Origin of the sequence: Shinella zoogloeoides (genome assembly GCF_033705735.1) — a bacterium.
Lineage (GTDB): Bacteria > Pseudomonadota > Alphaproteobacteria > Rhizobiales > Rhizobiaceae > Shinella > Shinella zoogloeoides_A.
In genome coordinates this window covers 668,243-686,431 of record NZ_CP131131.1, presented here as the reverse complement: position 1 = coordinate 686,431, position 18,189 = coordinate 668,243, and the positions used below count along the sequence as shown (strand labels likewise).

16 protein-coding genes, 1 pseudogene and 1 other annotated feature are annotated in these 18,189 nt (G+C 63.5%); of the genes and pseudogenes, 9 read left to right on the top strand and 8 right to left on the bottom strand.

Going from position 1 to position 18,189, the window contains the following annotated elements; all coding sequences use genetic code 11:
* Nucleotides 1–10 precede the first annotated feature (10 nt).
* Nucleotides 11–994: an ABC transporter permease gene (locus ShzoTeo12_RS20970; RefSeq protein ID WP_119254836.1), complete on the top strand. Its 984-nt coding sequence runs from the start codon at nt 11–13 to the stop codon at nt 992–994.
* A 471-nt stretch (nt 995–1,465) separates the two neighbouring features.
* Here the strand turns inward: ShzoTeo12_RS20970 and ShzoTeo12_RS20965 are convergent, their stop codons facing one another.
* Entirely contained in the window at nt 1,466–2,101 is a 636-nt protein-coding gene (locus ShzoTeo12_RS20965) for an NrsF family protein (RefSeq protein WP_318914014.1), read from the bottom strand.
* A gap of 3 nt (nt 2,102–2,104) precedes the next feature.
* The gene (locus ShzoTeo12_RS20960) at nt 2,105–2,659 is read right to left on the bottom strand and encodes a sigma-70 family RNA polymerase sigma factor (protein WP_318914013.1); all 555 of its coding nucleotides are present in this window, start codon (nt 2,657–2,659) and stop codon (nt 2,105–2,107) included.
* Nucleotides 2,660–2,886: 227 nt separating this feature from the next.
* Between ShzoTeo12_RS20960 and ShzoTeo12_RS20955 the strand changes: the two genes are divergently transcribed.
* From ShzoTeo12_RS20955 to ShzoTeo12_RS20920, 8 genes and pseudogenes are all read left to right on the top strand, one after another.
* Nucleotides 2,887–3,168 carry a DUF2282 domain-containing protein gene (locus ShzoTeo12_RS20955; RefSeq protein ID WP_119254832.1) on the top strand — a complete coding sequence of 94 codons (282 nt, stop codon included), beginning with the start codon at nt 2,887–2,889 and terminating at the stop codon, nt 3,166–3,168.
* Nucleotides 3,169–3,231: 63 nt separating this feature from the next.
* On the top strand, nt 3,232–4,086 hold the full coding sequence (locus ShzoTeo12_RS20950) for a DUF692 domain-containing protein (RefSeq protein ID WP_318914010.1): 855 nt from the start codon (nt 3,232–3,234) through the stop codon (nt 4,084–4,086).
* 2 nt (nt 4,087–4,088) lie between these two features.
* Entirely contained in the window at nt 4,089–4,847 is a 759-nt protein-coding gene (locus tag ShzoTeo12_RS20945; RefSeq protein WP_318914009.1) for a DNA-binding domain-containing protein, read from the top strand.
* Between the two features lie 11 nt (nt 4,848–4,858).
* Nucleotides 4,859–5,323 carry a DoxX family protein gene (locus ShzoTeo12_RS20940; protein WP_318914336.1) on the top strand — a complete coding sequence of 155 codons (465 nt, stop codon included), beginning with the start codon at nt 4,859–4,861 and terminating at the stop codon, nt 5,321–5,323.
* Between the two features lie 422 nt (nt 5,324–5,745).
* On the top strand, nt 5,746–6,009 hold the full coding sequence (locus ShzoTeo12_RS20935) for a hypothetical protein (protein WP_318914007.1): 264 nt from the start codon (nt 5,746–5,748) through the stop codon (nt 6,007–6,009).
* Nucleotides 6,010–6,118: 109 nt separating this feature from the next.
* Nucleotides 6,119–7,342: a mechanosensitive ion channel family protein gene (locus ShzoTeo12_RS20930; RefSeq protein WP_318914005.1), complete on the top strand. Its 1,224-nt coding sequence runs from the start codon at nt 6,119–6,121 to the stop codon at nt 7,340–7,342.
* A 214-nt stretch (nt 7,343–7,556) separates the two neighbouring features.
* Nucleotides 7,557–8,918, top strand: a complete 1,362-nt coding sequence (locus ShzoTeo12_RS20925; RefSeq protein ID WP_318914004.1) for a chloride channel protein — start codon at nt 7,557–7,559, stop codon at nt 8,916–8,918.
* Nucleotides 8,919–8,991: 73 nt separating this feature from the next.
* Nucleotides 8,992–9,047 (top strand) — a sequence feature (sul1 is cis-regulatory element that is thought to sense ions involved in sulfur or methionine metabolism; They are found in Alphaproteobacteria).
* A pseudogene (locus tag ShzoTeo12_RS20920) lies at nt 9,047–9,246 on the top strand (sodium-independent anion transporter); the annotation flags it as partial. Its footprint overlaps the feature before it by 1 nt.
* Nucleotides 9,247–9,477: 231 nt before the next feature.
* Here ShzoTeo12_RS20920 and ShzoTeo12_RS20915 read toward each other — a convergent pair.
* The 6 genes from ShzoTeo12_RS20915 to ShzoTeo12_RS20890 all read right to left on the bottom strand — a co-directional run bounded on the left by ShzoTeo12_RS20915 (nt 9,478) and on the right by ShzoTeo12_RS20890 (nt 18,002).
* The gene (locus tag ShzoTeo12_RS20915; protein ID WP_318914003.1) at nt 9,478–11,130 is read right to left on the bottom strand and encodes an OFA family MFS transporter; all 1,653 of its coding nucleotides are present in this window, start codon (nt 11,128–11,130) and stop codon (nt 9,478–9,480) included.
* 233 nt (nt 11,131–11,363) lie between these two features.
* Complete coding sequence (locus ShzoTeo12_RS20910) at nt 11,364–13,373, bottom strand: cache domain-containing protein (protein WP_318914002.1); 2,010 nt, start codon at nt 13,371–13,373, stop codon at nt 11,364–11,366.
* The gene (locus ShzoTeo12_RS20905; RefSeq protein WP_318914001.1) at nt 13,366–14,751 is read right to left on the bottom strand and encodes a sigma-54 dependent transcriptional regulator; all 1,386 of its coding nucleotides are present in this window, start codon (nt 14,749–14,751) and stop codon (nt 13,366–13,368) included. Before ShzoTeo12_RS20905 ends, ShzoTeo12_RS20910 begins: the two co-directional genes overlap by 8 nt.
* Nucleotides 14,752–15,178: 427 nt before the next feature.
* The gene (locus tag ShzoTeo12_RS20900; RefSeq protein ID WP_318914000.1) at nt 15,179–15,397 is read right to left on the bottom strand and encodes a hypothetical protein; all 219 of its coding nucleotides are present in this window, start codon (nt 15,395–15,397) and stop codon (nt 15,179–15,181) included.
* Between the two features lie 68 nt (nt 15,398–15,465).
* Nucleotides 15,466–16,485 carry a GntR family transcriptional regulator gene (locus ShzoTeo12_RS20895; protein ID WP_318913998.1) on the bottom strand — a complete coding sequence of 340 codons (1,020 nt, stop codon included), beginning with the start codon at nt 16,483–16,485 and terminating at the stop codon, nt 15,466–15,468.
* Nucleotides 16,461–18,002, bottom strand: a complete 1,542-nt coding sequence (locus ShzoTeo12_RS20890; protein ID WP_318913997.1) for an altronate dehydratase family protein — start codon at nt 18,000–18,002, stop codon at nt 16,461–16,463. The genes ShzoTeo12_RS20895 and ShzoTeo12_RS20890 overlap by 25 nt, the downstream gene beginning before the upstream one ends.
* Nucleotides 18,003–18,189: the final 187 nt, after the last annotated feature.

Genomic DNA, 18,189 nt, shown 5'->3' with positions numbered 1-18,189 from the left:
GAGACCCATCATGCACGCCCTCCTCCGCCCCTTCGCCATCAAGTCCTCGGGCGATCTCGCCCGAGCCGGCGTCATCCTCGCGCTCGCGGGCCTCATCCTGTTCGGCGCGCTGCGCTACGACAACTTCCTGTCATCGTTCAATATCCTCAGCTTCCTGCGCTACAATTCCATGTTCGCGCTGATCGCGCTCGGCATGGCCTTCGTCATCATCACCGGCGGCATCGATCTTTCGGTCGGCGGCACGGCGGCGATGGCAAGCGTGGTGGCGGCCCTCCTGTCGCCCTATCACTGGGCGGCCGGCCTCCTCGGCGGCATGGCGGCGGGCTTCGCCGTCGGCGCGCTGAACGGCTTCATCATCACGAAGATGCGCATCCAGCCCTTCATCGCCACGCTCGCGACCATGCTGGCGGCCTATGGCACAGGGCTGCTGCTTGCCGACAACCAGTCGGTCTCCGTCTCCTACGACAGCGGCTTCACCACCATCGGCCAGGACGACTTCCTGGGCTTTCCCATCCCCGCCTGGATCGGCATCGCCGCCTATGTCCTCGGCTGGCTGGTGCTGGAGAAGCTGCCGGTCGGCCGCCATATCCTCGCCATCGGCGACGGCGAGGCGACGGCCGGCCTGATGGGCCTCAAGGTCGAGCGCACGCTGGCCGCCGTCTATCTCGCCTCCGGCACGCTCGCCGGCCTTGCAGGCGTCATCCTCGCCGCGCAGTTCGGCGCGGGCCAGCCGACGGAGGGCGTGGGCTGGGAGCTCTTCGCCATCGCCTCCGTCGTTGTGGGCGGCACGCTGCTTACCGGCGGCTCTGGCTCCGTCGGCGCGACGCTCGCCGGCGCCCTGCTCCTCGCCATGGTCTTCAACATCCTCAACTTCGAAAACGGCCTCGGCTGGATCTCGCTTTCCGCCTACTGGCAATCCGTCATCCGCGGCGCCTTCCTCCTCGTCGTCGTCGTGCTGCAGGCAAAGCTGATGGCGCGGCACCGCAGCGCTTGAAGGGTTCTAGCCGAGCGCACCGGCAGCGAGGCGCCGGGGATGACATTGCCACCATTGTCGAAGCTCGTGTTCATCAGGTCTTTCGGAAGCGGTTCGCCCTTGAGGAGCGCGACGGAGATACACGCCGCGGCGCGCGCCTGGATGCGCAGGTCCTTGAAGACCGTGTCGTCCTGCCAGTCCTGCACGATGAAGACACCGGCAGAAATCTGTCTAACACTACGCCTGAGCGAAGGGAGTTCTTTGCGACAGGCGGCAAGTACGGAGAATATCTCCTACGAAAGCGCACGGACGCGCCTGAAGGCTATCTTCAACAAGATGTCTATCTCCCGGCAATCGGAACTCGTCCGATTGCTGTGCAGCTTCCAGTATTTAGATAACATGTGATGTGCGCAGGCTCCGGATTGCAGAAAGCCCTGCCGTACCTGTGATGTCACAGCCTTTCGCTGATCACACGCCAGCTCGGTTCGCGATTTACCAGCGCAACAACCGTCGGCCAAGCAGTGCGCCTGCGACGGTCACGCCGGCGATGGCGATCGTGTACCAGGTGGCGAGAAAGAGTGGGCTGTCGTCAGGGCAATGCCAGGCGTAAATCGCTGCGGCAATTGCGCTTGCGGCAAGGCCGGCAGCGGCACCGGCCGCCATCGGATTTTCGGGTGCGCCTTTTTTCAGCGCCCAGAACAGGCCCGCCAAGGGCGCAAGCGACAGGACCGGCACGAAGAACAGACAGAACAGCGCGTTGCGTCCGACGAGACTCGTCCGCCAAGCATCAACCGGCAGCGTGGTGAGTTCGATGATGACGGCGACAGCGACCATGGCAAAGGGCACGCCGAGCAGGAGAGCGGGGAAACGCGTCTCCGCCCCCGGCCGGCCGATGCGCATGGCAAGCCGGGCCGCAAGGACGGCGAGCACCAAGGTAACGCTGATCTTGAAGAAGACACGCACCGTCTCGAAGACACTCGCCATGTCGTGCCGCAGGCCGATCGTGACGATCAGCAGCACCGCGGAAAAGACAGTGCCCGTCCCGAGCGCAAGTGCAAGCGCCCGGCCGTAGCGCAGGTCGACAGATGCATCTTGCGTCATCAAGGTGATCAGGTCGTCGGTCTTCATATGTCATTCGCTCCGATAAAGGGCCGCCAGCGATTTCAGCGCCCGGTGGAGGGATACGCGCACCGCGACCTCCGTCATCTTCAACCTCTCCGCCGTCTCCCTGACGCTCGCACCTTCCAGGGAAATCGAGCGCACGATATCGCGCTGCGGATCCTTCAGCCGGTTGAGCATGGTCTTCGCATCGAGCCGGTCGGCAGCCTCGTGCGTCTCGTCCTCCGCCTCCAGGAAATCCGCAACATCCTCCAGCGGCACATTGCCGTGTCGACCACGGCGCCGCAGGCTGTCGACCAGCTTGTTGCGCACGATGGTCGTCAACCAGGGGCCGAGCGGTCGGGCGGGGTCCCATGTGCCGCGCTTGAGGTGGATGGCGAGCAGCACCTCCTGCACGACATCCTCCGCCTCGCTCGCCGGTGCGCCGTACTGGTCGCAACGCCGCCGCGCCATGGCGCGCAGATACGGCGTTACCGCCACAAGGAAACGGCTATAGGCCTGCGTCTCGCCCTTCATGGCAAGGCGCAGCCATGCTGCCCATTCCTCTTCGCGCGCCGACTGTTTCACTGCTGCCTACCCTACGCCGGGAGACACGAATTTGTTACCGCGCGTGCAGCGAGAAATGCACGGAACGCCCAAACAGCTGATACAAAAGGATTTTTTCTTAAACGGATCGATCCATCGTCAAGGCTTTCGTGAAAAATCGATAGGCCCCGCTGTAACGAGCCGTCTCCCTCCCTCCGTAGCCGATCCTGCACAGCCAATTGCGGCTGGCCCCAAAACGGAGACAGAGAATGAAGACCACGATCGCCACCCTCGCCCTTGCCGGTTCGCTCGCTTCCGCGCTTGCCGCCATTGCCACGCCCGCCGCCGCCGATGACGCCAAGGAGAAGTGCTACGGCATCGCGATGAAGGGCCAGAACGACTGCGCCGCAGGCCCGGGCACGACCTGCGCCGGCACCTCGAAGATCGACTATCAGAAGAACGCCTTCAAGCTGGTTCCCAAGGGCACCTGCATGTCGATGAAGACCCCCGACGGGCACGGCATGCTGGAACAGGGCCCGGCCCCGGCCTGACGCGAGCCCTGCAGCGGACGGCGCCAGCCCGGCGCCGTCACCTCTCTTCAGAAAGGTCCCGCCATGATCCCTTCCACGCTTCCGCGCCGTGCCGGCGCCGGCTTCAAGCCCGAGCATTTCGCCGATATCCTCGCCGTGCCGCAGCCCATCGGCTTCTTCGAGGTCCATGCGGAAAACTATATGGGCGCGGGCGGCCCGCCGCATGCGCAGCTTGGCAAGCTGCGCGAGGACCATGCCATCTCCATTCACGGCGTCGGCCTTTCCATCGGCTCCATGCAGCCGCTCGACCGTGATCATCTCGCCCGGCTGAAGGCGCTCTGCGACCGCTACCAGCCGGAGAGCTTCTCCGAGCATCTCGCCTGGTCGACCCATGACAGCGTCTTCCTCAACGACCTCCTGCCCCTGCCCTATACGGGGGAAACGCTCGCCCGCGTCGCCGATCACATCGACGAGGTACAGTCGGCGCTGGGCCGGCAAATGCTGCTCGAAAACCCCGCGACCTACCTGCTCTTTACCGAAAGTACGATCGAGGAAACCGCCTTCCTGGCCGAGATCGTCCGGCGCACCGGCTGTGGCCTCCTGCTCGACGTCAACAACGTCTTCGTCGCCGCAACGAACCATAATCTCGATCCCGACGCCTATGTCGCCCGCTTCCCGCTCGAAGCCGTGCGGGAAATCCATCTCAGCGGCCATTCCGAAACGGTGGACGATCTCGGTGCGCCCTTGCTCATAGACAGCCATGACACGCCGGTGAAGGACCCCGTCTGGGCGCTCTACCAGACCGTTCTTCGCCGTATCGGGCCGGTGGCAAGCCTCATCGAATGGGACAATAACGTGCCGGCTTGGCCGGTGCTGCGCGAAGAAGTGGTCTCGGCGCAGCGCATGCTCGACAATGCCGCACGGCAGAGAGCGGCCTGACCATGTCAGAGATCACCCAGAATGCCTTTGCCGCCGGACTTTTCGGAGCAAGCCTGCCGCCCGACGGCCTGGCGGCATGGAACGAAGCCGTGCCGCAGCGCCGCTACGACGTCTATCGCAACAATGTCACGGCAAGCCTCACGGGTGCCCTGGCCTCGCGCTTTCCCGCGGCGGAAAGCATCGTCGGGGCGGATTTCTTCCGGGCCATGGCAGCGGACTTCATAAAAGACCATCCGCCACACTCGCCGGTGCTACTTGCCTATGGCGACGATTTTCCGGACTTCGCAGCCGCTTTCGAGCCTGCGCGGCCGCTGGCCTATCTGCCCGATGTGATGCGTCTCGAAGTGGCGCGCGGACGCGCCTATCACGCGGCCAACGCGCGACCGCTCGATCCGGCGGCGCTGGCGGCGGTCGATCCGGCCCGGCTCGGCAGCCTCGTTCTCGTACCGCACCCCGCGCTGTCCATCCTCTCCTCACCCCATCCCATGGTGACGATCTGGGCGATGAATGCCGGCGAGAGGCCGCTCGGCCCGATAGATCCCTGGCAAGGAGAGCATGCGCTCATCGTTCGCCCGCGCCTTGCCGTCGAAGTTATTCCCCTGCCGCCGGCCGGCGCGCGGTTCTTCCGCCGCCTCGCCGCAGGAGCGAACCTCGCGCAAGCGGCCGCGGCTTTGGACGACAACGGCTTCGATCTCACCGAAGCGCTCGCTGTCCTGCTCTGTTCCGGCGCATTCACGACATTCAAGGAGGACGTTCCATGAAGACCGACACGATGTCTGGCCCTGTAACTTCCGCGCCGCAAGGTCTCGGCGGACAGGTCATTGCTGCACTCGACCGTATCCCGAACGATCTCATCGCACTGGTTGCCCGGCTCTCGATCGCCGCCGTCTTCTGGCAATCCGGCCAGACGAAGGTGAACGGCTGGATGCTCTCCGATAATGCGCTCTATCTCTTCGAGAACGAGTACAAGCTGCCCCTCATCGATCCGTGGCTCGCCGCGCATCTTGCGGCCCTTGCCGAACATGTCTTCCCGGTCCTGCTGGTCATCGGCCTTGCAAGCCGCCTGTCGGCGCTGGCGCTTCTGGGCATGACGCTGGTGATCGAGATCTTCGTCTATCCCGACGCCTGGCCGACGCATGGCACCTGGGCCGTCTGCCTGCTGTTCATCGCCGCTCGGGGCCCGGGGCTGCTGTCGCTGGATGCGATGATTGTTCGCCGGGTCCGACGCCTGGGATGACGGGCGCGGAGTGCTCGTCATCGCCAAACGCAAGGCGACTGCCTGTTTCCTTAGACGCCCGTTCAACGTCCGGCGCAACATCGCGGGGCCGTCCGGCCAACTGTTTTGCGGAGCGTAAACAAGAAGCTGGTACGCAGCCCTGACGCGGCCGCCCCTAAGGTTGCGGTTTTATAACGCCTGCATACCGATCGATGACCGGAACAATCACGGCGCTGGGTGCCTGGTTTCCTGTCGGGTGCGTAGCACGCCGCGTCCGCCACCCGAGCAGCGCGGCCAGTCGCCCCGGAGCGATGTAGGCCGCCCGCACTGTTTTTCATCACAGATTTGCCCTGTCCGGCAATTCATGGAATAAGAACGTATTGATCCCGACCGGAGGAATGTGTCCGAATATGCCTATGGCCAAAAAGCGAAAGGAAACGCCGATGATAGAGATTGGACAGAACGCTATCAAAGCATCGAACGGATCAATCGCTCTCTTTGTCTTTAAAGTATCACTCTTCCAGTGTTTCGCGACATGGATTTTCAATTGGTATCGGCCAGAATCCGCAGATTTTTTCGGATTGTTTCTTTCATCTGCAGGGAAAAAATCATCCCTATTCTGCATCGCGCCGACCTTCACACCTTTCGGGAATATTCGCCCGGAAGGCAAAGACGCCACGCCCGGTGTCGCATTGAAGGCCGCCTGAAGCCCCTTTTTGGCCGGTCGAAGAAGACGCCGAAGCGTTGCGCAGCCGGTACAATTCCTTTCAGCGGCAGGCTCCGCAAGGGGCGCCGCACAGACGTTCAGGAGTGACGATGATTTCAAACTTTGCCGATATCCACCCGATCCTCACGACCGGGATAGCGCTTCTCGCTCTCGGCTTTGCCGCGCTGTTCGCCAATTATGTGGTGAAGGCGCTGCTGGTGCGTACGCTCAACCGCGTGCTTGCCTTCACCGCCTTTGGCCGCGACCCGGAACTACGCCGGCATGGCCTGATCGAGAGGCTTGCCAACGTCATGCCAGCGCTCGTCGTCTCGGCGGGCATCGCGCTCGTGCCCAATCTGCCGGCCTTCGTCGTCGTCGTGGTGCGTAACGTCTCCAGCGCCTTCATGATCCTGACGGTCGCCATGGCCATCAGCGCGGCCCTCAACATCGTCGACACCACCTATCACCGCCGTCCCGACGCGCGGCTGAAGCCGATCAAGGGCTATATCCAGGTCGTCAAGATCGCGGTCTACGTCATCGCCGCGCTCCTGATGATCGCCACGCTGATAGATCGCTCGCCGCTGATTCTGTTGTCCGGCCTCGGCGCGATGGCCGCCGTCCTCATCCTGGTCTTCCAGGACACGCTGCTGTCGCTGGTGGCCGGCATCCAGATATCCTCCACGGACATGGTGCGTGTCGGCGACTGGATCGAGATGCCCGGCCAGAATGCCGACGGCGACATCGTCGAGATCGCCCTTCACACCGTCAAGGTGCAGAACTTCGACAAGACCGTGACCACGATCCCCATCCGCAAGCTCGTGACCGAGCCGGTGAAGAACTGGCGCGGCATGCAGGAAGCGGGCGGCCGGCGCATCAAGCGCGCGCTCCATCTGGACCAGACGAGCATTCGCTTCCTCGACAACGAAGAGGAGGAAAGGCTTTCCAGGCTCGACCGGCTGGAAACCTATCTCAAGCACAAGCAGGAGGAACTGTCCGAATGGAACGGCAGGCTTGGCGAGCGTGCCCGCATTCCCGCCAATACACGCCGCGCCACCAATGTCGGCACCTTCCGCGCCTATGTGGAAGATTATCTGCGCAATCATCCCGGCGTCCATCAGGGCATGTCGATCATGGTGCGTCAGCTCCCGCCCCAGCCCGAAGGCCTGCCGCTGGAAATCTATTGCTTCGCCAACACCACGGCCTGGGCCAGATACGAAGGCACCCAGTCGGACATTTTCGACCACCTGTTCGCGATCCTTCCGGAATTCGGCTTGCGTGTATTCCAGAGCCCAACCGGCAGCGACCTTCAGGTTCTTTCAAGGGTGCCGGCATGAACGAATCTCTTCGAGCAAACCGGGCCGGATTTTCCAATCGCAGGGCCTTCAACGGGACCAGATATGCTCAACCAGCCCCGGCGAGGCGACAAGGGAAGACATTTGCGGAGCAGGAAATTGGCGAGAACGGCATGAAGGGCTGGACAGGGTAGTAGGATTTGCGTGAAATCGGCTGCCCGTCCGGTTCTTCCAACCACGATGCCTGAAGTCGAGAATGCCCACCTTCTACAGAAAATCCAAGCTGCTCCGCCGATCCCGCGTTTTCTGGGGTTCTTTCTCCCTCTGGCGCCCGCGGCTCGTCTTCTGGTGCGGGGCGCTGGCGACCGGGGTGATCAGCGTCGGCTTCGCCAAGCTGGCCGACCTGGCGCAGCATGGGTTCGGCCGCCTGACGACAGCGACGGAATGGAGCTTTCTCCTGCCGCTGCTTCTGACGCCGGCGGGCTTCGCCCTCTCCGCCTATCTTGCGATCCGTTTCTTCCCGAACGCACAGGGGAGCGGCATTCCGCAGGCGATCGCCGCGCGGCATCTCAAAGATGACGAGGATCGCGGCAGGCTGCTCTCGCTGCGTATCGCTTTCGGCAAGATTCTCCTGACCGTGCTCGGCCTCTTCTCCGGCGCCTCCATCGGCCGCGAGGGCCCGACCGTGCAGGTCGGCGCGTCGATCATGTTGGCAGTCGCCCGCTTCGGCGGCATGGCGCAGGCGCGCGGCCTGATCCTCGCGGGTTCGGCCGCCGGCATCGCCGCCGCCTTCAACACGCCGCTCGCCGGCATCGTCTTCGCCATCGAGGAGATGGGCCGCACCTACGAGGCCCGCACCAATGGCATCGTTCTCGCCGCCGTCATCCTCTCAGGCCTCGCCGCGCTCGGTCTTTCCGGCAGCTATCATTATTTCGGCTCCACCTCCGTCGCACCGCTAAGCATGCGGGACTGGGGGCTCGTTCTGGCCTGCGGCATCGGCGGCGGCGCGCTCGGCGCCGCCTTCAGCGGCATGGCGCTGCATTTCGGCCAGCGCATCCGCCGCTGGGCGCAGCCGGCACCGATGAAGCGCATGGTGCTGCTGGCGCTCTGCTGCGGCCTTGCCATCGCCGCCATCGGCGTCATCTCCGGCGGCAAGACCTTCGGTACAGGCTACGAGCAGGCCAAGGGCGCCGTGCAGGGCCAAGCTCTGCCGCTGCTTTTCTTCCTCGAAAAATTCGCAGCCGGCTTCCTCTCCATGCTTTCAGGCATACCCGGCGGCATCTTCGCGCCATCGCTTTCGGTCGGGGCCGGCCTCGGCAGCACGCTTGGCTCGCTCCTCGGCACGAGCATCGCCCTTTCGGCGGTGCTCGGCATGGCGGGATACTTCGCCGGCGTCGTGCAGGCGCCGATGACCGCCTTCGTCATCATCCTCGAAATGACCGGCGACCACGAGGCCGTGATCCCCATCATGGCCGTGGCAATGCTCGGCTACCTGACGTCGCGCATCCTCTCGCGCGAACCGCTCTACCATGGACTGTCGCGCGTCTTCATCGCCGCAGCCATCCGGGCGCGGCGGGCAGCGGAGAAGGGACAGGAAGAAATTCCGCCAAGCGCATGAATGCGCCCCGATGCATGTGGAAAGGCGGAACGGTGTTGAGCCGCGCGCAACATTTTCTATAACGGCTTCGTTTCCCGGATCTGGTAAAACTCCGAGTGGCTCTTCTGGCCGCCGATCGGCCAGACAACATATCGATCGGCACGTTTTCCTGGTGCTCGATCCTGAACCTGCGCCGATCGTGACGCCGGCGACGATGGCCACTGTGGTCGGTATACACGACCTTGCAAAGGGCGTTCTCGTCGGCGTGTTGCTCCCAGACCTGTTCTTCGCCGGCAAGATTGCGAGGCTCTTCCGCGCCCGCTCCACCCTGAACGAGGAGGAGAGCGAACTCCGCCCGATTCCGCAACTGCACGCGCAGCCCTTCCGCGACGTCATTCCAAGGCAGGTCCGGCTTCGGCCGGGCCCTTCCGGTCCGAACGGCATTTTATTGCCGAACCAAGCCGGGATCTGGCAAATTCCTGCCAGATCGATCCTCCATCAGCCCCGGCCAATGGCCGGGACTGTAGCCAGTATCCTCAGAGCACTTTCAGCAAAAGTGCGCAGCGGTTTTACTGGAACTCTAGAACAGTGCCGCCGTGTTTTTCAGCGTTACCCAGATACCCCAGAGCAGCGGAATGCCGACGGCAGCCCAGGCAAGCACCGCCTTGGCATCGAGGCCGCCCGTGCCGATGCCGAACGAACCGCTCGGACCGGCACTTGCCGCCGCGGATTTGGCTTGTAGCGAAGCGACCTCCTCGTCAGACATGAACCACTTGTCGGCGAGCGGGCGTACCAGAAGATTGGCGATGAAACCGAGTGCCAGCATGCCGGCCAGGATATACATCGTTCCGGTATAAAGCGCCGGGCCCGGCTCCACCCCGGCGGAGATCTGCGCCTCGCGGATATAGTTGACGACGACCGGACCTACGATGCCGGCCGTCGCCCAGGCCGTCAGCAGGCGGCCGTGGATGGCTCCCACGAACTGCGTGCCGAATATGTCGGCGAGATAGGCGGGAACGGTAGAGAAACCACCGCCATACATCGACAGGATGATGCCAAGGGCCAGCACGAAGAACGCCTTGCTGCCCATATCCGCCAGCGTCGGCGCCAGGGCATAAAGAACGATACCGAGGATGAAGAAGGTGTAGTAGGTGTTCTTGCGGCCGATCTTGTCGGACAACGAGGCCCAGAAGAAGCGCCCGCCGATGTTGAAGAGCGACAGAAGGCCGGTAAAGCCCGCCGCGATGGCGGCAATGGCCGCCTTCTGGTCCGTGTCGAGCTGGCCGAAGCTGAGTTCCGGCTGGCCGATGAGGCGACCGCCGAAGATTTCCTGCAGCATCGGCGAAGCCATGCCGATCACACCGATACCGGCGGAGACGTTGAGGCAGAGGACGAGCCAGATCAGCCAGAACTGTGCGGTCTTGTGCGCGTCGCGCAGATGGACATTGCGGGCGGTGACCATGGTCGACTTGGCCGCCGGCGGCGTCCAGCCCTCGGGCCGCCAGCCGGCCGGCGGGATGCGGTAGCCGAAGGCGCCCCCCATCATGAAGCAGAAATAAATCGCCGCCATGACGAGGAAGGTCTGCCAGACGCCGGCGGACGTATCGGTCTTGAAGACGTTCATTAGGAGATTGGCAAGCGGCGCGCCGATCATCGCTCCGCCGCCAAAGCCCATGATCGCCATGCCGGTCGCCATGCCGCGCCGGTCCGGGAACCACTTGATCAGCGTGGAGACCGGCGAGATATAGCCGAGCCCGAGGCCGACACCGCCGATGACGCCGGCGCCGAGCCACATCAGCCAGAGCTGGTGCGTCATGACGCCGACGGCTGCGACAGCAATGCCGCCGCACCAGCAGCAGGCCGAGACGAAACCCGCCTTGCGCGGGCCGACGCGCTCCAGCCATCCGCCCCAGATGGCGGCCGAACAGCCAAGGAGCACAAAGAACAGCGTGTAAATCCAGCCGAGATCGGCAACCCGCCAGTTGCAGCTCGTGGTGACGAGCGCGGACAGGAGATTGATATCCGCGCAGGTCCCATCGGCAGCGCCCGGAATCGCCTTGGACAGCGGCAGCCAGAACACGCTGAAGCCATAGGCCATGCCGATGCACAGATGGATGGCGAGCGCAGCCGGCGGAACGAGCCAGCGATTGAAACCGGGCCGGGCGACGATGCGCTCCCGGTCAAGGATGCTGCCGGAATAGCCGCCGGCATAGGTTTCGGTCGATACAGTCATGTTTCTCCTCCGCAACGCATCGTCCCGATGCGCAGATGTCGCGACAGGGAGAGGAACGATTTCCCCCGCACCCGGCAAAACGCCCGCATCCTCCATGCAGACGACAGGCCGGGCCTCCCGCAACGAACCTTGCAAGGCGCATGCCAAAGAGTATGACTTTTCAAATCAGGGATTTAGCGAAGCGCCGACGGAGAAACCGGACAATTTGTCCGGCCGGCAGACAAATTGTCCGCTCATTCCGCCTCCGGCAGCCAGACGATGAAGGTCGCGCCCTCGCCCGGCCGGCTGGCGAGCGAGATGGTTCCGCCCTGCCGCGTCACCAGCGTCTGACTGATGGAAAGGCCGAGGCCCGTGCCCTCCTGCCGCTTGGTGGTGAAGAATGGATCGAACACCCTCGCCGCCACCTCCGGATCCATGCCAACGCCGCTGTCGCTGACGACGATCTCCACGCCGGGCCGCCCCCCGCGCGTGCTGTCGCGCGTCTCGATGCCGAGCCTGCCGCCGTCGGGCATGGCATGAATGGCGTTCACTACCAGATTGACGACGACCTGCTGCAGCTCCGTGCGGTTCATCAGCACCAGCCGCTCCGCCGTATTCTCCAGCCGCACCTCGATTGCCGCCTTGGCGAGCAGATGCTGGACGAGCGGCAGGCAATCGGCGATCACCATATCGGGTGCATGGCGGTCGACGAAACCCGCGAATTCCTCCGGTTTGGCGAATTGCAGGAGTTTGGTGACGATCAAGCTGATGCGCTGGATCTGATCATCGAGAAGCTGGAACTCCACCTTCGCCTGCTCGGCCTGTTCCCCCACCACGGACCGAATGACCTCCAGATTGCCCTGCATGACAGCGATGGGATTGTTGATCTCATGCGCCACGCCAGCCGTGATCTCACCGATGGCGGCAAGCTTTTCCGACATGATGAGCTGCTTGGTGGTCGCCTCGAGTTGCCGGTTGGCAAGCTTGAGTTCACGCGTGCGCTCGTCGACGCGGGCGTTCAGCTCCTCGTTCCAACGCCTCAATTGCCGGTCGCTGCGCTCCAACTGGTCGAGCAGATCATCGAGATGCACGGCAACCCGGCCGATCTCGTCCCGGCTGTCGACTGCGCCGGTACGTGCGCCGAGATTCCCGCTCTCGACCTTGGCGATGGTCGCGTCGACGCGCTCGAGCGGCTCGAAGATACCGCGCGCCCAGCGCAGGAAGATCGGCACGCTCGCCGCCGTGATCGCCAGGAAGGCGAGAACGATGGTGAGTAGCGTCTGGCGCTTCGCAGCGGTGAAAGGCGTTTCCAGAAATCCGACATAGAGCATGCCGACGCGCTTCCCGCGACTGTCGGTGATCGGCTCGTAGGCGGAGATATACCAGTCGTTGACGACGAAGGCGCTATCGAGCCATATACGCCCCTCGCCGAGCACGGCCGAACGCACCGCCGCGGAAACACGCGTGCCTAGCGCGCGGCGGCCTTCGAAGAGGCGTACATTGGTGCTGATGCGCACGTCATCGAGGAACAGCGTCGCCGTTCCCTGGCTGCCCTCCGGCAAACTCGCCTCGCGATAGACGAGATCATTGATCGTATCGATGAAATTGAGGTTCTGGTTGAGCAGCATGCCGCCGACAAGCACGGCCCTGCGTCCCTCGGCGAGGGTCACCGGGCTGGCGCTCTGCACTACCATACCACGCGTCTCCTCCAGCCGTTCCGTCGGCATCGCATTCGGCGTCGGAACGAGCGGCAGGCGCGCGCGGGCGGCAAGGCCCGGGGAAAGCTTTTCGAGATCGGCATTGTCGAAAATGGCGATGCCCGTCGATGGCTTGCCCGAGAGCGCATCGCGGATGACGGGCCAGTCGGTGCGAAGGACGCTGGCGGTCTGCGCCGTCACGGATGTGACGAGCCGTCCCTCCGGATCGATCAGATAGAGAAAATCGAGATCCAGCCGCGACCTCGCCTCATCGAGAAGAGCCGTCAGCCGGGATTTGTCACCGACGACATCCCGGAAACGCACCGAACCGCCGAGCGCAGTGATGTGCTCGCCGGTATTGTCGAGAATATGGGCAAGGTACTGGTGTGCGATGGTGAGGTCACCATTGACCTTGGAGATCAGCGCTGCATCGAACTTCTCGTTCCAGCGATAGACGGTGACGCCAAGCAGCAGCGGCAGGATAACCAGCATAGGCAGCAGCGCGATGGCGAGCAACCTGTAGCGCACGGAGCGCACCGGGCGAATCCCGTGCCCGCGGTCAGCCATCCCAGGCAGCCAGCTTCCGGTCGATGGTCTTGCGGGAGACGCCAAGCTGGCGCGCCGCCTCTTCGCGCTGGCCGTTACAGGCAGCGAGAACCGCAAGGATGTGCCGGCGCTCCACGTCCGCCAGCGACCCGCCCTCGCCAGCGGCAGCAGCTCCAGATCCGAAGCTTTCGGGAAAGCGGCCGAGGATTAAGGCCCGCTCGACGAGGTTGCGCAGTTCGCGCACATTGCCTGGCCAGGCATAGGATGCAAGCGCCCGCCGCGCCGCATTGTCGATTGGCACTACCGGCATGGCGAGCTGCGCGGAAAGCTTCTTCATGAAGAGGGCCGCAAGTTCCACCGCGTCGCCATCCCGTTCCTTCAAAGGCGGCAGATGAATATGCATAACGTTAATGCGGAAGAAGAGATCGGCGCGAAAACGACCAGCCTGCACCTCCTTTTCCAGTTCCGCATTGGTGGCGAAGACGAAGCGCAGATCGACCGGAACCTCACGTTCGGAACCGACCGGCCGCACCCTGCGATCCTCCAGCACGCGCAGCAGCTTGGCTTGCGTGGCGGGCGGCATCTCGCTGATCTCGTCGAGGAGCAGCGTACCGCCCTGCGCATGCTGAAATAGGCCCTCCCGTCCTCGGTCGGCACCAGTGAAGGCGCCCTTCAGGTGACCGAACAGCTCGCTTTCGATCATATCCGCGGGGATCGCGCCGCAATTGACCGGAACGAAGGGTTTGCCCGCCCGATCGGACAATGCGTGCAGCGAACGAGCCGCCACTTCCTTGCCCGTGCCGGACTGGCCTGTCAGCAGCACGGAGGTCGGCAGCGGTGCAACGCGGGCAATCGTTTCGCGCACCCCGGCGATCGCGGCGGATTCGCCGATCAGCCGGTCGCGCAGCAGCATGTGGTCGGACGCCGCCTTCAGTTCGTAGCGCAGCACGTAGTTCTCGCGCTGCAGCCGAATCCGATCAAGACAGCGGGCAACCGCATTGAGCAGTTGGTTCGACCGAAAGGGCTTGAGGATGAAATCGACGGCTCCGGCACGCAGCGCCTGGATCGCGGTTTCGAGATCGGCATAGGCGGTCATCAGGATGGCATCGGCGAAGAAGCCGATCGCCCGCTGCTCGGCAAGCCATTCTACCCCGTTCTTCCTGGGCATGATGTTGTCGAGGATGACGATGTCGAAATGATGCCGATCAAGCTTCTGCGAAGCCTCGTTCGTATCGGCCGCCAGCTCCAGCCGCTTGCAGCGCGGACCGAGCGTGCGCATGAGGAAGTTGCGCATCCCCGGTTCGTCATCGACGACGAGAATGGAGGCTTGCGCCAGCCAGGGGCCGAATTCCGGATCGGCGGACGTGTCGCGCGATGCACGCGCGGCTTCAGTCGGCACCTGCGATCCTCCCGATCGTTTGTCGCCTCGAACGCGGCCACCATAGGAAACCGCCCTCGATAGCACAAGGCGAAGGAGCAAAGCTGAATTCAGGGGTTCACGCTGCAGTATTGCGCCGGGATGTGTCATTGGCCGAAATTGCACGGCGAGCCGGCCATGGCGTGAGTTCCCCAAAGCGGATCACCGCTCGGTCTCACTTCCGCCGGGCGTGGCGGCGGTGAGTGACCCCTCGCCGATGACACTCCCAGGGCCGGCTTCAAGGGCAAAGACCGGTTCTCCACCCGCAACACGACGCCCAAGGTGAGGGGGCAAACCCTGTCCGGCTGCGTGACGGTGACGGTCCGCTAAGCGGGTTCGGGGGCCGGTGGCGCCGACGCGCGGCTCCTCATCGTCTGCTTCCTTTCTCACCCCTTCGTCGGGCGCGGCGCTACAAGGCATGGGCCATGGGCGCCTCGCCGCCCGGGTCCCAGCCCGTTACCGATGATCTTTTCCGACGTGCCGAAGCCCTTCGCCATGTCCACTGTGTGGCAAGGTGCTGGTCGAAGAAACCGGTGATCTTGTCGAGCGGGATCACCTCCACCCTATCATAGAGGTTCACCCGGCTTGCACTCGGGACGATCATGAACGACATCGGCTTCGTGCCCATCCTCTTCATTCCGACGCCTGCAACCGGTCGCTGACGAGCTCAACGTCCATATCCCGGCGGCGCGGTCTCTAGTCGAAGACGTAAGGCAAATCGGCCATGACCTGGGAACTGCGGAAGGACTGAAGCCGGAGGGCGGCTTTTTCCGCCGAGAGCGCAAGATGGCGGATGAGGCGGCTGCGAAGGGCCTCCCCATCCTTGTCACGCAAGGCCTGTACGATCTCCAGATGCTCTTCCATGAAGGGATCGACGCCGTTGCCGTTCTCGAGTGCGAGTTGGATATGTTTGCCCGCCACCAGGATACAGCGGCTGCGCTTCAAGGCTTCGACAATCTCGGGATTGGGGCTGTAGCTGATGCAGTCGATGTGGAGATCGGCCTCCAGTCGGTCGAAGTCGGCGCCGGGAACGGCGGGAAATTCGCGCTGCACACGGTGAAGCCGCACTTCGACCGCGTCGAGCTTGGCAGGGGGTATGTGCTCCATCGCGCCTGTGAGGGCGACCGGTTCGAGAAGGATTCGCAACTGGTAGAGATTCTCGAAACGCACCTCGTCGAGCGGCACGATCCACCAGCGCGACCCGTCGTCCTTCTGCAGGATGCCAACCTCACGGGCATGGGTCAGAAGATCGTGGGCGACAGTGCGGCCGACATCGAGGTGGCGTGCCAGCGCCAGTTCGTTGACGCGCGCCCTGCCGAAGACCGAGCGCAGAATGATCTCGCGCTCGAATTCGTAGTAGAAGGGCTGCCAGGCGAAGATCTTGGCGTTCAAACCATCCTCGTCGTCAAGCATCAACATCTTCGGAGTAATCTTCAGCCTACGCGGCGCCTCGCCCTTGCCGACGAGGAGCCCGCGCCCGTCGAAGCGACTGACGAGGCCCTCCTCTTCCAGCGAGGCGAGCGCACGCTTGACCGGCGAGCGGCTGGAACCGAACATTGCCGCAAGCGGCCCTTCCAACAGCACCGTCCCTTCCGACAGGGCGCTGGCCTCGATGCTTTTGCGGATCTGCGCCGCGATCGTCGCATAGGTGGTCGAGCCCGCCGGAGCGGCGGGCTCGGTCGCGGATGCTATCAGGTTACGGCTCCGATCTGCCATGGCACAAACTCGTTGTCTCCGAATCCGAAATCCTCGCTTAGCGTGTGCTCGCCCGAAGCGACAGTCAGAATCTTCTCGAAGATACGTCGGCCGGCCGCCTCGATGCTATCCGTTCCGTTGACGATGTCACCGCAGTTGATGTCCATGTCGTCACTCATGTGCTCGTACATCTCGGTATTGGTGGCGACCTTGATGCAAGGGGCGGGCTTGAAGCCGGAGACCGAGCCACGGCCGGTGGTGAAGACGATGACGTTGCAGCCGCCCGCCACCTGTCCCGTTACGGCGACGGGGTCGTAGCCGGGCGTATCCATGAAGACGAAACCGGTGCGGTCGATGATCTCGCCATATTCATAGACCGCCTCCAGCGGCATCGAACCGCCCTTGGCAACCGCGCCCAGCGATTTCTCGAGAATGGTTGTCAGCCCGCCAAGCTTGTTGCCATGAGAGGGATTGTTGTTGAGCTCGGCACCGTTACGCTCGGTATAGTGGCGCCACCACCCGATGCGGTCCATCAGCTTCTGCGCCACTTCGGCGCTAACGGCCCGGCGCGTCAGAAGATGTTCGGCGCCATAGATTTCCGGCGTCTCACTGAGGACGGCAGTGCCGCCGTGCTGGACGATGAGGTCAGCCGCATAGCCGAGCGCCGGGTTGGCAGAAATGCCGGAATAGCCATCTGAGCCGCCGCACTGCAGCGCGACCTTGAGGCCGGTGAGCGGCACGGTCGTGCGCTTGGCGGCGTTCACTTCCGATAACATCTCGCGGATGATGTCGCTCGCCACCTCGATGGTCTTGCGCGTGCCGCCGAGGTTCTGGATCGTCATGGTGCGAAGGAGCGGGCCTTCCGTCAGCCCGAATTTCTGGACGATCGGGTCAATCTGGTTCGTTTCGCAGCCGAGGCCGATGAAGAGGATGCCGGCGAAATTGGGGTTGCGCGCATAGCCGGAAAGCACGCGCTGGAGATAGAGGTAGCCCTCCGTCTTCATGTTGATGGCACAGCCCGTGCCGTGCGTCAGCGCGACCACCCCGTCCACGTTATCGTAGCCGTCGAGCCCGCCGCCGCGATTGAAATGGTCGGCAATGGCGCGCGCCACCGTGGCAGAACAGTTCACAGAGGTGACAATGCCGATGAAATTGCGTGTACCGACCTGCCCATCGGGCCGCACATAGCCTTCAAAGCCGCGACGCTCGCCTTCAGGAAGAAGAGGCGTTTCGCGGGCGTCCTCGGCGAAATGATGGGTCGCGTGGCTTTCCTGCATAGCGAGGTTGTGCAGGTGCACATGGTCGCCCGGCGCGATGGTTCCGGTCGAAACGCCAATGATCTGGCCGTATTTCAGGACGGCTTCACCCGGCGCGATGGTGCGTAGCGCGACCTTGTGGCCGCTTGGGATGTCCGTATGCGCGATGACGATTTCCCCACCCTCGGCAATCGCCGTGCCGCTGGGTATCGCCGTACGCGCCACGCCCACATTGTCGGCCGGGTTGAGCCTGATCACCGGGGAGATCGTATCCGTCGTCATGAGAGAAATCCTAAAATGAATATTGCGTGCATAGATCATTCATGGTAGAGGCCGGAAAGTCAACTGCCAGTCGAGGGAAAATTGGCGCGGGGAGGAGGCCCGGACAGATGCCTGTTGCGATCTTGCGATGTCGCCCGATGCCCGCTCGAAATGCGGGGGCTGCACTGCCTTCCGTCGTGAAGTCCGG

What these genes read in the sequence shown, in the direction of transcription:
- ShzoTeo12_RS20970 (WP_119254836.1), top strand. Translation starts at nt 11, where the DNA reads ATGCACGCCCTCCTCCGCCCCTTCGCCATCAAGTCCTCGGGCGATCTC.
- ShzoTeo12_RS20965 (WP_318914014.1), bottom strand. Translation starts at nt 2,101, where the DNA reads ATGAAGACCGACGACCTGATCACCTTGATGACGCAAGATGCATCTGTC.
- ShzoTeo12_RS20955 (WP_119254832.1), top strand. Translation starts at nt 2,887, where the DNA reads ATGAAGACCACGATCGCCACCCTCGCCCTTGCCGGTTCGCTCGCTTCC.
- ShzoTeo12_RS20950 (WP_318914010.1), top strand. Translation starts at nt 3,232, where the DNA reads ATGATCCCTTCCACGCTTCCGCGCCGTGCCGGCGCCGGCTTCAAGCCC.
- ShzoTeo12_RS20945 (WP_318914009.1), top strand. Translation starts at nt 4,089, where the DNA reads ATGTCAGAGATCACCCAGAATGCCTTTGCCGCCGGACTTTTCGGAGCA.
- ShzoTeo12_RS20940 (WP_318914336.1), top strand. Translation starts at nt 4,859, where the DNA reads ATGTCTGGCCCTGTAACTTCCGCGCCGCAAGGTCTCGGCGGACAGGTC.
- ShzoTeo12_RS20935 (WP_318914007.1), top strand. Translation starts at nt 5,746, where the DNA reads ATGATAGAGATTGGACAGAACGCTATCAAAGCATCGAACGGATCAATC.
- ShzoTeo12_RS20930 (WP_318914005.1), top strand. Translation starts at nt 6,119, where the DNA reads ATGATTTCAAACTTTGCCGATATCCACCCGATCCTCACGACCGGGATA.
- ShzoTeo12_RS20925 (WP_318914004.1), top strand. Translation starts at nt 7,557, where the DNA reads ATGCCCACCTTCTACAGAAAATCCAAGCTGCTCCGCCGATCCCGCGTT.
- ShzoTeo12_RS20915 (WP_318914003.1), bottom strand. Translation starts at nt 11,130, where the DNA reads ATGACTGTATCGACCGAAACCTATGCCGGCGGCTATTCCGGCAGCATC.
- ShzoTeo12_RS20910 (WP_318914002.1), bottom strand. Translation starts at nt 13,373, where the DNA reads ATGGCTGACCGCGGGCACGGGATTCGCCCGGTGCGCTCCGTGCGCTAC.
- ShzoTeo12_RS20900 (WP_318914000.1), bottom strand. Translation starts at nt 15,397, where the DNA reads ATGGGCACGAAGCCGATGTCGTTCATGATCGTCCCGAGTGCAAGCCGG.
- ShzoTeo12_RS20895 (WP_318913998.1), bottom strand. Translation starts at nt 16,485, where the DNA reads ATGGCAGATCGGAGCCGTAACCTGATAGCATCCGCGACCGAGCCCGCC.
- ShzoTeo12_RS20890 (WP_318913997.1), bottom strand. Translation starts at nt 18,002, where the DNA reads ATGACGACGGATACGATCTCCCCGGTGATCAGGCTCAACCCGGCCGAC.